Annotated in this window: 13 protein-coding genes and 1 tRNA gene; 6 read left to right on the top strand and 8 right to left on the bottom strand. The window is 67.1% G+C overall.

Annotated features, from left to right (window positions below; all coding sequences use genetic code 11):
* Positions 1 to 30 precede the first annotated feature (30 nt).
* Positions 31 to 720, bottom strand: a complete 690-nt coding sequence (locus tag ACLD0W_RS05970) for a response regulator transcription factor (protein WP_138773419.1) — start codon at positions 718 to 720, stop codon at positions 31 to 33.
* Between the two features lie 165 nt (positions 721 to 885).
* Here ACLD0W_RS05970 and ACLD0W_RS05965 point away from each other — a divergent pair.
* From ACLD0W_RS05965 to ACLD0W_RS05950, 4 genes are all read left to right on the top strand, one after another.
* A tRNA-Arg gene (locus ACLD0W_RS05965) sits at positions 886 to 962 on the top strand.
* A 250-nt stretch (positions 963 to 1,212) separates the two neighbouring features.
* On the top strand, positions 1,213 to 2,652 hold the full coding sequence (gene pyk, locus ACLD0W_RS05960) for a pyruvate kinase (protein ID WP_410306563.1): 1,440 nt from the start codon (positions 1,213 to 1,215) through the stop codon (positions 2,650 to 2,652).
* 604 nt (positions 2,653 to 3,256) lie between these two features.
* The gene (locus tag ACLD0W_RS05955) at positions 3,257 to 4,627 is read left to right on the top strand and encodes a hypothetical protein (RefSeq protein WP_410306562.1); all 1,371 of its coding nucleotides are present in this window, start codon (positions 3,257 to 3,259) and stop codon (positions 4,625 to 4,627) included.
* Between the two features lie 170 nt (positions 4,628 to 4,797).
* Entirely contained in the window at positions 4,798 to 5,655 is an 858-nt protein-coding gene (locus ACLD0W_RS05950; protein ID WP_410306561.1) for a hypothetical protein, read from the top strand.
* 4 nt (positions 5,656 to 5,659) lie between these two features.
* Here ACLD0W_RS05950 and nfi read toward each other — a convergent pair whose 3' ends face one another.
* From nfi to ACLD0W_RS05915, 7 genes are all read right to left on the bottom strand, one after another.
* On the bottom strand, positions 5,660 to 6,385 hold the full coding sequence (gene nfi, locus ACLD0W_RS05945; RefSeq protein WP_410306560.1) for a deoxyribonuclease V: 726 nt from the start codon (positions 6,383 to 6,385) through the stop codon (positions 5,660 to 5,662).
* Positions 6,386 to 6,470: 85 nt separating this feature from the next.
* A complete protein-coding gene (locus tag ACLD0W_RS05940; RefSeq protein ID WP_410306559.1) occupies positions 6,471 to 8,045 on the bottom strand; it encodes a PepSY-associated TM helix domain-containing protein in 1,575 nt (524 codons plus the stop codon).
* Positions 8,045 to 8,299, bottom strand: a complete 255-nt coding sequence (locus ACLD0W_RS05935; protein WP_410306558.1) for a hypothetical protein — start codon at positions 8,297 to 8,299, stop codon at positions 8,045 to 8,047. Before ACLD0W_RS05935 ends, ACLD0W_RS05940 begins: the two co-directional genes overlap by 1 nt.
* Positions 8,296 to 8,586 (bottom strand): hypothetical protein, encoded by a 291-nt coding sequence (locus ACLD0W_RS05930; protein ID WP_410306557.1) that lies wholly within the window; start codon positions 8,584 to 8,586, stop codon positions 8,296 to 8,298. The genes ACLD0W_RS05935 and ACLD0W_RS05930 overlap by 4 nt, the downstream gene beginning before the upstream one ends.
* Before the next feature lie 82 nt (positions 8,587 to 8,668).
* Positions 8,669 to 9,244 carry a hypothetical protein gene (locus tag ACLD0W_RS05925; protein ID WP_410306556.1) on the bottom strand — a complete coding sequence of 192 codons (576 nt, stop codon included), beginning with the start codon at positions 9,242 to 9,244 and terminating at the stop codon, positions 8,669 to 8,671.
* Positions 9,241 to 9,843, bottom strand: a complete 603-nt coding sequence (locus ACLD0W_RS05920) for a hypothetical protein (RefSeq protein ID WP_410306555.1) — start codon at positions 9,841 to 9,843, stop codon at positions 9,241 to 9,243. The genes ACLD0W_RS05925 and ACLD0W_RS05920 overlap by 4 nt, the downstream gene beginning before the upstream one ends.
* Before the next feature lie 342 nt (positions 9,844 to 10,185).
* On the bottom strand, positions 10,186 to 10,422 hold the full coding sequence (locus ACLD0W_RS05915) for a hypothetical protein (RefSeq protein WP_410306554.1): 237 nt from the start codon (positions 10,420 to 10,422) through the stop codon (positions 10,186 to 10,188).
* Between the two features lie 208 nt (positions 10,423 to 10,630).
* On the opposite strand from ACLD0W_RS05915, the gene ACLD0W_RS05910 reads away from it, so the two are divergent.
* Both ACLD0W_RS05910 and ACLD0W_RS05905 read left to right on the top strand, forming a co-directional pair.
* Positions 10,631 to 11,719, top strand: coding sequence for a lipase family alpha/beta hydrolase (locus ACLD0W_RS05910; protein ID WP_410306553.1), 1,089 nt, complete (start codon positions 10,631 to 10,633; stop codon positions 11,717 to 11,719).
* Positions 11,716 to 12,351, top strand: coding sequence for a class I SAM-dependent methyltransferase (locus ACLD0W_RS05905; protein WP_410306552.1), 636 nt, complete (start codon positions 11,716 to 11,718; stop codon positions 12,349 to 12,351). Before ACLD0W_RS05910 ends, ACLD0W_RS05905 begins: the two co-directional genes overlap by 4 nt.
* Positions 12,352 to 12,434 lie beyond the last annotated feature (83 nt).

Raw genomic sequence — 12,434 nt, 5'->3', positions numbered from 1 at the left:
GGCGGACAGGTCCACCCGGGTCGGCGACGGCTATTCGTCCACCGGTTCCAGGCGGTAGCCGTGCTGATACACCGTTTTAATCCGATAGCCCCGCTCGGGCCGGATTTGCAGACTACGACGAATACGGCTGATATGCACGTCCACCGTGCGGGATTCGATCGGGGTCATAATGCCCCAGACCTTTTCCAGCAAATGGGCACGGGACATCAGCTTGCCCACGTTCTGAAACAGATAGCAGGCCAGCTCGTAGTCCTTGTCGGTGAGCTTGACGGGTTCCTCGTCGAGAAAGATCTGGCGCCGACCGCGATCGATCGTCCAGGGTCCCACGGTCATCATTCCTTGATCGTCCATGTCGGCCACACCCGCCCGGCGCCCCAGCGCGGTAAGACGAGCCAGCAGTTCCGCTTGTTTCACAGGCTTAACCATATAGTCGTCGGCCCCCTGGCTCAGCGCACCGACGATGGAGGATTCATCGTCACGCTGGGTCGCGAACAGCACCGGCGTTTTGTTGCCGCTGGCGCGCACTTCGCCCAGGACGGCGTAGCCGCTCATGTCGGGAACCTCCCAATCGAGCACCAGCAAATCAAAGGTATCCCTGCGCAGCAGACTCATGAACTCCCGCCCACTGGAGAGATGCGTGCAGGTATGCCCGGCCTCGCGGAGCCAGTGCGTGACCAGCTCGGCCTGGGCGTGATCGTCTTCTAGGTAAGCAATACGCACCGTGTGTTCTCCATCCTTTGCCGCAGTGAGGGTAACCAAAGCGTGAGGGCTTGGCGGGAAAAGATTGTAAAATGCCGGATCCCGCCGGGTCCATGGACTCCCCCGGCACAACCCGGTATTATGCGCGTCCCGCATCGGGGCACCCCGTTCGGAACCACAAGTTTTGCGCCCGTAGCTCAGCTGGATAGAGCGTTGCCCTCCGGAGGCAAAGGTCAGAGGTTCGAATCCTCTCGGGCGTGCCAAATAAAAAGGGCCACCCTGTTTGGGGTGGCCCTTTTTATTTGGCCATGTCTGATCGGAAGCGAACCTCTCCAGGTTCGACCAACTCGCTTTAAAAGCGAGTTGGCGACGAGCGGCCAAAGGCCGCGAAGCCCCGCAGGGGTGGAAACGGCCAAAAGCCGTTTCCATCAATCCTCTCCCCCACACCCCCACCAAACCGTCACCATTTTTTGCCACAATAGCGTCATCGTTCATCGCCCCCGGGAAACCCGCATGTTCCGCCGTACCAAAATCGTCGCTACCCTTGGCCCCGCCTCCTCCGACGCCGACACCCTGGCCGCCCTGATCGACGCCGGCGTCAACGTCTTCCGACTCAATTTCTCCCACGGCAGCGCCGACGACCATCGCGCGGTGGCCGCCCGGGTCCGCCAGCAGGCCGATGCCCGTGGCCGCACCGTGGCCCTGCTGGGCGACCTGCAGGGCCCGAAGATCCGCGTGGCCCGCTTCCGTGACGGCCCGGTGATGCTGCGCGGCGGCGAGCCCTTCGCCATCGACACCGCCCTGGACAAGGACGCCGGCGACGCCACCGTGGTGGGCACCGACTACGCCGGCCTGGCGGACGACTGCCGCGAAGGCGACATCCTTCTGCTCAATGACGGCCTGATCCAGCTTGAGGTCACCGCCGTGGAGGGCAGCCGGGTGCAGTGCCGGGTCAAGGTGGGCGGCGAGCTGTCCAACAATAAAGGCATCAACCGCCTGGGCGGCGGCCTCAACGCCGAGGCCCTGACCGAAAAGGACCGCCGGGACGTGCGGCTGGCCGCCGAACTGGACCTGGATTTCCTGGCCCTGTCCTTTCCCCGCCACGCGGACGACATTCACCAGACCCGGGCGCTGTACCGGGAGGCCGGCGGCCAGGGCGCCATGGTGGCGAAGATCGAGCGGGCCGAGGCGGTAGCCGACCCGGACACCTTGGATGCCCTGATCGAGGCGTCCGACGGCGCCATGGTGGCCCGCGGCGACCTGGCGGTGGAAATCGGCGACGCGGAACTGGTGGGGGTGCAGAAACACATCATCCGTCGCGCCCGGGACCTGGACCGGTTCGTGATCACCGCCACCCAGATGATGGAGTCCATGATCCACAGCCCCCAGCCCACCCGCGCCGAGGTGTCGGACGTGGCCAATGCGGTGCTGGACGGCACCGACGCGGTGATGCTGTCGGCGGAAACCGCCGTGGGGGACTACCCGGTCGCCACCGTGGAGGCCATGGACCGCATCATTCGCGGCGCCGAACGCACCTATCAGAATCGCCCGCCGGCGCACCGGCAGGAACAGGCCATGGCGCGCACCGACGAGGCCATCGCCCGCGCCGCCATGCACGTGGCCAACCATCTCGAAGGGGTGCGCGCCATCATCGCCATGACCGAGACCGGAACCACCCCGCTGTTGATGTCACGGGTGCGGTCCGGGCTGCCGATCTTCGCCTTCACGCCCAATGCCCGCACCCTGCGGCGGGTGGCTCTCTACCGGGGGGTGGAGCCTCTGCTTTTCGACACCACCCTGCCCGCCGACCAGGCCAACCGGGCGGCGGTGGCCCACCTGAGCGAAGCCGGCGTGGTCGGCCCCGAGGATCGGGTGATCCTGACCAAGGGCGACGCGGTGCGCGAAGGCGGCGGCACCAATACGCTGAAAATCGTTACCGCCGGGCAGGTGTGAATGTTCCCGGCGGACATATCTTGCAACATTTTTCCCGTGGCACGGCCCCCGGCTCCGGGGGCGCCCCGCGCCAACCTGAATGTGTGAACATTTGTTTTCGTTCTGAAAAAGATCACTTTCTTTTTTTCGGTATTCGATTTCAAAAAATCACGCCCAGCGCTTGTATGGCGGATTCAGGGGGCCTCAAAGGGGCAGAAACAAAATCAGCTTTTCATGTATACCGCGAAAAGATCGCGGGCTCGGCGAATTAATTAACACCTGTTCACATTAGGCGGAAAAGCGGCTCGCGGGCACCAGCGGGCGCCGACATACCCCCCGGTATTTTGGTTCTTTGCAGTATTGCTTCGCCGACAAAAGGGGCTCTAAGATAGCTCGTGACGACCGGGTGAAGCCTGTATTTTCGCGGCCTTCGCCGAAAGTCTAGTGGACTTGTTCGATGCGAACGTGTCCGCTCGGGAGACGATGCCCTGGGAAGGGCATACGAGAGGGGTTCATCGTTCATCGCCCGAAACGGGTCTGTCACCCCGGGGGTGGTGGCCGGTTCCAGGGATGACCGGATTACGGCCCTCGCAATACCAAAACTTCGAAGAACAGGACAAAAACAATGGCACTTAAGTGGACCAAAAACGCTTCGGGAGCGCTGAACAGCAGTGCTGATCAACCCCAACTTTCCAAACTGACCAAAGCCATCGGCGTGGCCACCGTCTTCGGTGCCATGACCGCTCTGTCTCCGGCTGCCCAAGCACTGAAAACCGATTTCGGCATGGAATACCGCGCCACCGCCTTCGCCAACCAGATCGATGAAGATGGTCAGGCAAACGGCGGCACCTCGGACAGCGACACCGGCTTCGGCCACCTGATCCGCATCAAGGGCAACTTCCTGGACGAAGACACTGGCATCTCCGTTTACACCAGTGTGGAAGTGGCCGGCGACCGTTGGGTCGGCGACAACCACGGCGGCGCCAACAACGCCTCTTTCAACAGCACCAGCCGCGGCGACAATGTGCGTCTGGACCTGGGCTATGTGCAGATCCCGGTGGGCCACACCGTGTTCCGCGTGGGCCGTCAGGCCACCAGCTACAACAACTGCTTCCTGGTGTGTGACGACCGCCGTGACCGGATCCTGGTGGTTCAGCCGTTCAGCAAGACCACCAGCGTGGTAGCCGGTTACGACCGTCGCTCCGACACCAGCGGCTATCGCAATGAAGACAACGGCGACATGAGCCTGCTGGGTCTGACCACCAAGATCAGCGACTGGAGCGCTGGCGTGCTGTGGGTTCAGTGGTACAACAACTACGAAGGCGCGCGGAATGCCGGCACGAACCCCGATGCCTACCCGCTCTCCAACGTAAGCCTGTTCTCCGGTTACCTGGACGGCAGCCTGACCGAAGCGCTGGACATGGCCGTGGGCTTCAACCTGTTCACCAACGGCAATGTGGAAACCGGTGCCCCGGGCGACGACCGCTTCTTCCAGGAAGACGCGCCGTCCGCCTACCTGCGCCTCGGCACCAGCCTGGGCCTGGTTGATCTGGGCGTGCAGTACGCCGCCACCCGCGACGGCGGCCTGATCTCCCCCGGCTTCGACACCTGGTCCAGCCTGATCAACTCCAACCCGGAATCCACCCAGAGCGCCAGCAGCATGTACCGCATGGGCGGCACCCTGGGCCTGAAGGACTTCGATGAGGATCTGCTGATCGCGCGCGCCAAGTTCAACGTGACGCCGAAGTTCTCCATCACCGGCGCCGTCGGCCAGCTGTCCATCGACAACGGCACCAACGACGACGACAGCATGGTCTACGACCTGCAGTTCGCCTACCAGGCCAACAAAGCACTGCGCACCTGGCTGTCCGTGGGCATGATCGAAGAAAACGAAGTGGGCACCCTGGCCGGTAACGACCTGGTCGGTGGCGGCCTCGGCACCTTCGCCAACGACGACGTGAAAGCCGCCAGCCTGAACATGACCGTGAACTTCTAAGTTCACCAGGCTGTCACTTTCCGACGTGGATAACGGGGCGACCTTGGTCGCCCCGTTTTCTTTTGGCGATCCGTTTTTTCGAAGCGTCGTACGGTACTGGACAAGGTCTCCCTTCCTTGCCCACACTCTTTTGTCCGCGCTACCGGTTCTTCTGATACGGAAACCCTTTCATGATCAAGTTTAATTCCCGCACCGTTTTGCTGTTCGGCGCCCTCGCCGGATTCGGTCTGAGCGGCTGCGCGCTCACCGACACCGAGGCGCAGCAGGCACTCGACATCGCCGATGGTCCCGCCGCTCTCAACACGCCGCAAGCCGACTGGGACACGCCGTTCTGGGAACAGGGCAACCGCGCCGCCCCGGCCGGCGAGGAGCGGCAGGCACCCAGCTTTACCCGCCGTGACGCGCCCCTGGCGAACGTGGCCATCACTCTGGGCGACGCGGTCGACGACACTCTGCCGGAGGCACTGGCGGCCCGCGGCTCGGACCACGGCTTGCTGGTACTGCCCAAGGGCATGGTCCAGGACGCCCTCACTCACACCCCCGGCTGCGACGACCTGGCCGGCGAAACCTGCCGCTCGGCGCTGGCGGTCTATCCCGGCGCGCGCCTGGTGGTGAAAATCGACGCCGCCGGTGGCGACCAGGTGGCGGTGCGCGTGTGGGACACCGCGCTCAACAAGGAACTGCAAGAGCGCGTCGCCAATAACGACCAGGGCGCCGCCCGATTGCTGGAAAGCCTGGGCAATCAGGTGTCCGCCGCGGAGTGGTCGGTGCGCCCGTTCGTGGGCGAGGGCGATGCCCTGTACATCGCCACCGGCCGGGTCAACGGGCTGGCGGAAGGCACCGAACTGGAAGTGCGTGAACCCGGTCGCGCGGTGCGCACCCCCACCGGTCAGGTGGTGGGCTGGCGGGCCGGCGAGGTGATCGGCAAGGCACGGGTGGCCGAGTGGGTGGGCGCCACCCTGTCCCGGGTGGAGCCGGTCAGCGGCACCGCGCCGACCCCGAACCACCGCCTGTCCCTGGCGCCCTGAGCGGCTAACGCCCGGCGCCGGGCAACTGCTCCAGCCGGGCCAGCCAGCGCTGGCCCCGGTTGGACGCCAGGCCGTCCGCCCAGCGGGTGGTTTCCGGCAGCCGGTAACGGGTGGTGCAGTGCATCACCCGTTCCAGGGCCCCATCCAGATCCATCCGATGCCCCGGTGATATGAACAGCGGCTTGAAGCCCGGTCGCGTGCGCAGCACCGCCCCCAGGGTTTCATTACCCTTACCCGCCACCAGGGGCGTCCATTCGCCGCGCCCTTCCGGCACCGGCCCATGGCGCCCGTACAGTTTCTTCTTGGCCACCCCCACCGTGGGCAGACCGGTGAGCACGCCCAGGTGGGCGGCAATGCCGAGCCGGCGCGGGTGGGCCACGCCATGGCCGTCGCACAGCAGCAGGTCCGGCGGCGTCCGCAATTGCTCCAGGGCCTTGAGAATCACCGGGCACTCGCGGAACGACAGCAGGCCCGGCACATAGGGAAAGCGCACCGGCAGGCGCGCCAGGGCATAGTCCACCGGCTCCAGGTCCGCGTAGCGCAGCACCACGATGGCGGCGCGGGCGGTGTCGCGGTTCTCGAAGCCCACGTCCACCCCGGCCACGGTCACCGGCGCCGGGCCGTCCGGTTGCAACCGCACCTGGCGGGCGGTCTCCACTTGCAGGGCTTTGGCGCGGGCCGGCGTCATCGCCGCCCAGTCACGCTCCAACTGCTCCGAGCTGAGGGTCATCGGCACACTCCTTTGCCCCCTCGCCTTTGCCGTTAGCGGTGGCGGGGGAAGACACCAGCCTAACACGGGACGCCGGCGGCGCCCGTCAGGCCGGGTCCGGATCCGCCCCGGCCGGTGCCCGGGCGGCGGACCGCACGGTGCCGGTCCACAGCGGATGGGGCGCGGCTCGCCGCAGGCGGCGCACGCGCAGCCGCTCCACCAGCAGCAGGCCGGCGGCCACCGCCCACAGCGAGCCGTTGACCAGCAGGATGTCCGGCTCCCGCCAGGTGGCGAAGCCTTCGTAGGCACCCTGCACCAGCGGCGCCGCCCCATAGAGCAGCGCGCACAGGGTCGGCCACAGCCGCGCGGTGGTCAGCGGCGGCGCGCGGAAGGCGGCGGCCAGGGCGATCAGCAAGGTAATCAGAAAAGCGATCTTCTCCGCCGGCGCGGTCCAGGCGGACCAGGGTGAATGGAGCACCGGCTTGCTGACCAGGAAACTCACCGCCAGACCGGCGATCACGCCGAAGGTCACGCCCAGAGTCAGCCTCAGCATGACGGCGGCGGCGCGGCTCGGGCCCTGGCGGTCGGTACGCCGCTCGCACCAGAGAATGTTCCCCGAGAAAAACAGCAGGCAGCCCAGCAACGCCAGCACGAAATACAGCACGCGCACCAACAGGCCGCCGTAGTCACCGAAGTGCAGCGAATAGACCGGCGTCAGGAAAGCGTCGTTGAGGGTGCGGTTGCCCGGCCCGGTGGTGGTCAGCAGGGCCGCGTCGTCGCCGCGCATCACCACATGGGCGTAGTGGCCCACATTGCCGTGCACCGAGCCGCCCACGTCCACCACGGCGTTTTCGTCGCCGTACTGCTGCAGCTCGATCCAGCCCACCTCCAGTTCCGGCAGGGCCTGTTCGGCCCGCGCCAGGTAACGGTCCACCCCGGCCATGGCCACCGGGTTGCCGCTGGCCTGGGGCGCCGGCCAGGCTTCCGTGGCATCGGTGAAGGCACTCTGAAACTGTGGCCCGAACACCAGCCCGCTCATCACCACCGTCAGCAACGCCAGACAGCACATGGCGGCGCCGGTCCAGGCGAAGATCACATGGAAGGGGTAGCTGAGCACACCCACCAGATTGTGCAGGTTCTTCCAGTAGCGGCGCAGGTTGCCCTGGTGCTTGAGCGCGAAAAACTCTTTTCTGAGCCGCGACCAGTGGATCACCAGGCCGCCGATCAGGGCGGCGCCGTAGAGCACCGAGACGATGCCCATCAGATGGATACCGACCTTGGGCAGGGCCAGTTCGTAGTGCAGCTCGTTGACGAACTCGGACAGCCCCGAGCCCGCCGCCGCCACGTTCTCGCCGGCGTCGTTGAAGTCGGCGGCGTGTTCGGTGTTCCAGACCGGCTTGCCGTCGACCATTTCCTGCCAGATCGCCGAGGGGTCGTCGCCGGGAATCAGGAACATCCAGTTGCCGGCCTCGGGATGGTTGGCCAGCACCGTGTCCAGCAGCGCCTGCAGGTTGGCGTCCGGCGCCGCGCCCGCCTCATGGGCGGGCTCCTGCCAGTGATGCAGTTCATGGTGGAACATGTTCAGGGCGCCGGCGAAGAACGCCACGAACAGCGCCAGCCCGGCGAGGATCCCCACCCAGGCGTGCAGATCGATGTGTCGCTTCAGGGTCGCGGCGCGCATCAGGCTCCCCCGTAAAGATGGGTGGTTTGCAGCAGCAGCCAGGCCAGGCCGTTGGCCGCCAGCAGACCGGCGCCGAGCCGCCAGGGCCGCCGCGCCAGGCCCGCCAGCACGATCAGCGCCGCCCAGATCACCAGCGACAGCAGCATCAGCGGCACCAGCCACTGGCGCCAGTCCACCGGCACCGCCGCCGCCAGCAGGCCGCACAGCATCATCGCCAGGGGCAACCCCAACAGCGTGCCCAGCAACCCCCTCATGAACGGCCTCCCGTGCCCTGGCGGCGGCCGGGACGGTAGCCGTCCACCCAGTGACCGACGATCAGGGCCGGCACCATGGCGCCCAGGGCGAACAGCCACAGCGCGGTGAACAGCCCGACCCCGGTGCCCAGCAACCAGGCCCAGCCGGCGGCGGCGCCGGCCACCAGCACCCAGCCGGCCAGGCGGGCCGCCGGCGGCAGCGCACGCCGCAGCAGCCGCTGCTGGCGATCGGAGAAGTACAACAGGAAGCAGCCGGCAAGCTGCACCACGAACAACAGAAAAGGCATGAGGGCGCGCACATAACGAGATTGACAACGATTCGCATTTATACGCGCCCGGCCGGGCCCGGTCAATGCGGGGGCGTCGCGCTCAGGGGTCTTCGCGCAGGGTGGCCAGCTGTGCCTGGGCGGCGGCCACGCCTTCCGCCGCCAGGCGATCCGGATCCAGATGCTCCCGGTCCGGGACCCAGACATCGGCGAACAGGGCGGCGTCGGCCACCGCCATCTCGGCGCTGAGCAGAGGCAATTGATGCAGGTGGCCGCGCAGGCCGCCGGCGCGGGACACCGCTTCCAGCCAGCCGGCGGGCCGCCGGTGCAGGCGCACGCCGGGCAGCGAGCAGCCGTCCACCGACTCCGCCACCGCGCAATGCAGCAGGGCGTCGCGCTGCCGGCTGACGCCCTGGCGCCACAGCGCCGAGCCACCCACCACCACCACCGACGGGAAGGTGCGTGCCAGCGCCAGGCACAGCTGGGCCTCGTCGGGGGGCTCGGCGCCATTGAGACGAATGAACACCGGCCGGGGCGGCGCCACCTGGCGCACCTGGCCGCTCTCCAGCCAGCGGCCGGCCAGTTCCATGGCGGCCTGCTCGTCGCCGTTCAGTTGCTGCTTGAGGTCGGCCAGGGTAAAGACGGCGGGAAGCGGGGCGTGCCCGGGAGGGGCGTTCATGGGTCCATGATCCCGGCGCGCGGCTCGCTGAGTCCCAGCCAGCCGCGCACCAGCACCACCCGGCTCAGCACCCAGCAGACCACCGCCACGCGACCGGCGTCGGCGGCCAGCAGGCGGCGCTCCTGCTGCAGACGTTCCACGCTGCCCTGCAAGCGCTGGCGGGTGATCAGCAGCTCGTCGACCAACGGTCCGCGCGCCAGGCTCAGGGTCAGCAGGCGCCCCTGGTAATCCTCCAACTGCGCCGCATAGGCGCGATCCACCACGCTGAAGGCACTGAGACGCCGCACGCCGGCGCGATGGGGCCGGCGACGTCCCGGGCGGGCGTGCCGTTCCCCGCCGAACCACACCCCCAGGCGCCGCAGCAGGCGCCACCACAGCGGGCGCCGGACGGCGCCACGCAGGTAATGACTCCAGGCGCGCAGCCGTGCGATGTCGTGACGCAGCTCGCGGATGCGCTGGTGCCGGGCCCGGCCCGGCGAGCCGGCGCCGGCACGGTATACCGTCAGGTACTCGTTGAGCGCCAGGATGCGATTGTCCACCGCCTCCAGGGCCAGCCGTGACGGCGCTGCCGGGCCTGACCACTTCGCCTGCGAACCCATCGAACGACTCCTTCATTCATTGCCTCGGCGGGTCGGGCGGGTGCCGCCGGCTCGGACCTTCTACTCTAGCCAGCCAGCGGCCAGGGCCCAAAGAGGCAATGCGTCAAATTTGAGTGAACGGATGTAGTGGAATGTATCAGCCGGCCGGCGGGAACATGGGTCATTCGGCCGCGCAATAAAAAGGCCGCCGGGCGTATTACCCCCGGCGGCCTTTTCCCATCGTCCCTGATTTCGCTCGCCGTCCCTGACGAGAGTCCTTCAGCCGGCGTTACCGGCGTGGACCATGTCCCTATGGTCCCGTGGCGAACCGCCTTCCGTGGCGGTATGCGGAAGCAACAAGGATTACTTGTTGTCGCCGTCCATGGCTTCGCCCATTTCGTTACCGGCGTCCTTGGTGTCTTCCCAGGCGTCATCCACGTTTTCGCCCGCTTCTTCCATGGGTCCCTGACCGGTCACTTCGTCGACGGCTTCATCCGCCTTCTCACCGGCTTTCTCCATCGGTCCCTGCTGATCACAGCCTGCCAAGCCAAGCATGGCGCCAAACAGAAGTACCACAAGTCCTTTGCTGAACGTACGCATAGTCACTCCTCGACGTGTCGTGAACGTTGGAGTGAAATCTATCGTCGTCAGCGCCGCCTGACCAGAGTGTGCCCCCTTGATTTTCCTCTATTTTACGAACCACATCGGAGCACGGGGGCGTCATTTCACGTCGGCTTCGCCGATCACTTAGTGGATAGGTGTTCGCGCCCGGACTTGCTATGATCGGGTGAAAAAACAAGGAGCGGCCGTGAAAACAATCAGCCGGACATCGGGGGGACTGGCCCGTTTGCTCACCCTGCTGGGCGGGGAAATCACCGACACCGTGCAGGAAATGCACGGCGCCATCGCCCACCCTCTCGACCGCGGCCGCCTGCCGGCCACGCTGGTCTATGACATGATCCGCTACGGCTTCCGCCAGGCCGGCAACGCCGTGCATCTGACCCGGCACGCCCTGCGCGACGAGCCGTCACCGGCCGAGCATCCGGACCTGCAAAGCATCGTCAACGGCGTGTTCGGCCAGCTGCTGGCGGCCCGCGACAGCCACTACGCACTGCCCATGACCCTGTTGCCCGGGCCGCCCTCCCTGGAGCGCGGCACCCTGGTGCTGATGGTGCACGGCCTGTGCCTCAACGAAGCCTGTTGGGACAACCCGGCCGCCGAGGCCTTCCGCCAGTGGGCGGGGCCGGCACTGGACGCGCACACCCGCACGCTGCGCTACAATACCGGCCTGCACATTTCCGAGAACGGCCGCGACCTGGCGGACCTGCTGGCCGCCACCGCCCTGCCGGAGCGGGTGGTGCTGGTGGGCCACAGCATGGGCGGCCTGGTGGCCCGCAGCGCCCTGCACCAGGGCCGCGCCCGGGGCGACGCCTGGGTGAACCGGGTCAGCCATCTGGCCTGCCTGGGATCGCCCCACCAGGGCGCCATGCTGGAACGGCTGGGCAACCAGGCCAACCGGCTGTTGGGGCTGACGCCCTACTCCCGGCCGCTGATGCGCCTGGGCAACCTGCGCTCCGACGGCATCCGCGACCTGCGCTTCGGCTATGTGGTCGAGGACCAATGGCGGGACCGGCCCCTGGACGAAGCCCGCCCCAGCCTCAAGGTGCCGCTGGACGACCGGGTGCGGCAGCTGTTCCTGGCCGGCAGCCTCAGCGACGAGGGCAGCGGCGCCCCGGTGGGGGACTGGCTGGTGCGGGTGGACAGCGCCCTGGCCGAACGGCTTTACCCGGACGCCGCCAATCTGAGCCGGCGGCTGCTGTACCGGCTCGGCCATATGGCCATGCTGGAGGACCCGCGGACCTACGACTGCCTCAAGGAGTGGCTGCTCGCCCGATGACTGTTTGCTGTTTGTGCGGCCACGCCGGCGTGAGCCTGTTCGCCACCGTGGAAGGGCAGCGTTATCTGCGCTGCCCGCAATGCCGGCTGACCTTTCTCAGCCGCCCGCAGTTGCCCGCCCGCGACGAGGAAAAACGTCAGTACGACCTGCACGAGAACGACCCGGACGACCCGGGCTACCGGCGTTTTCTGGAGCAGCTGGCGGCGCCGCTGAAGGCACGGCTGGAAAGCGGCGCGCGGGGGCTGGACTTCGGCTGCGGTCCGGGGCCGGCGCTGGCCCGCATGATGGAGGAGGCGGGGTTTTCCATGCGTGTGTGGGACCCGATCTACGCCGCCGACACGGAGGTACTGGCGGAGCGCTATGACTTCGTCACCTGCACGGAGGTGCTGGAGCATCTGCACCAGCCGCAGCGCGAGTGGGCGCGCTTCCAGTCGCTGGTGGCGCCGGGCGGCTGGCTGGCGGTGATGACCCGGTTTCTGACCGACGACGGGCACTTTCCGCGCTGGCATTATCGCCGCGATCCCACCCATGTGTGCTTCTGGCAGCCGCACACCTTCCGGTGGCTGGCGCAACGGGACGGCTGGCAGGTGGTGTTACTGGATAATCCGGTGGCTCTGCTGCGCCGGCTCTGAACGCCGGGCGCCGGCCACCAACCTATCCGGCCACCAAAAGGGCCACCGCCACGGCCAGCAGGGCGAGGGGAATCACGATCAAT

This window comes from Alloalcanivorax sp. C16-1 (genome assembly GCF_046507805.1).
Taxonomy (GTDB): Bacteria; Pseudomonadota; Gammaproteobacteria; order Pseudomonadales; family Alcanivoracaceae; genus Alloalcanivorax.
Note: the sequence above shows the minus strand (reverse complement) of the source record. Positions and strands in the feature narration are given on the sequence as shown.

Coding starts and splice junctions, on each gene's coding strand:
- pyk (WP_410306563.1), top strand. CDS start 1,213: ATGTTCCGCCGTACCAAAATCGTCGCTACCCTTGGCCCCGCCTCCTCC.
- ACLD0W_RS05955 (WP_410306562.1), top strand. CDS start 3,257: ATGGCACTTAAGTGGACCAAAAACGCTTCGGGAGCGCTGAACAGCAGT.
- ACLD0W_RS05950 (WP_410306561.1), top strand. CDS start 4,798: ATGATCAAGTTTAATTCCCGCACCGTTTTGCTGTTCGGCGCCCTCGCC.
- nfi (WP_410306560.1), bottom strand. CDS start 6,385: ATGACCCTCAGCTCGGAGCAGTTGGAGCGTGACTGGGCGGCGATGACG.
- ACLD0W_RS05940 (WP_410306559.1), bottom strand. CDS start 8,045: ATGCGCGCCGCGACCCTGAAGCGACACATCGATCTGCACGCCTGGGTG.
- ACLD0W_RS05935 (WP_410306558.1), bottom strand. CDS start 8,299: ATGAGGGGGTTGCTGGGCACGCTGTTGGGGTTGCCCCTGGCGATGATG.
- ACLD0W_RS05930 (WP_410306557.1), bottom strand. CDS start 8,586: ATGCCTTTTCTGTTGTTCGTGGTGCAGCTTGCCGGCTGCTTCCTGTTG.
- ACLD0W_RS05925 (WP_410306556.1), bottom strand. CDS start 9,244: ATGAACGCCCCTCCCGGGCACGCCCCGCTTCCCGCCGTCTTTACCCTG.
- ACLD0W_RS05920 (WP_410306555.1), bottom strand. CDS start 9,843: ATGGGTTCGCAGGCGAAGTGGTCAGGCCCGGCAGCGCCGTCACGGCTG.
- ACLD0W_RS05915 (WP_410306554.1), bottom strand. CDS start 10,422: ATGCGTACGTTCAGCAAAGGACTTGTGGTACTTCTGTTTGGCGCCATG.
- ACLD0W_RS05905 (WP_410306552.1), top strand. CDS start 11,716: ATGACTGTTTGCTGTTTGTGCGGCCACGCCGGCGTGAGCCTGTTCGCC.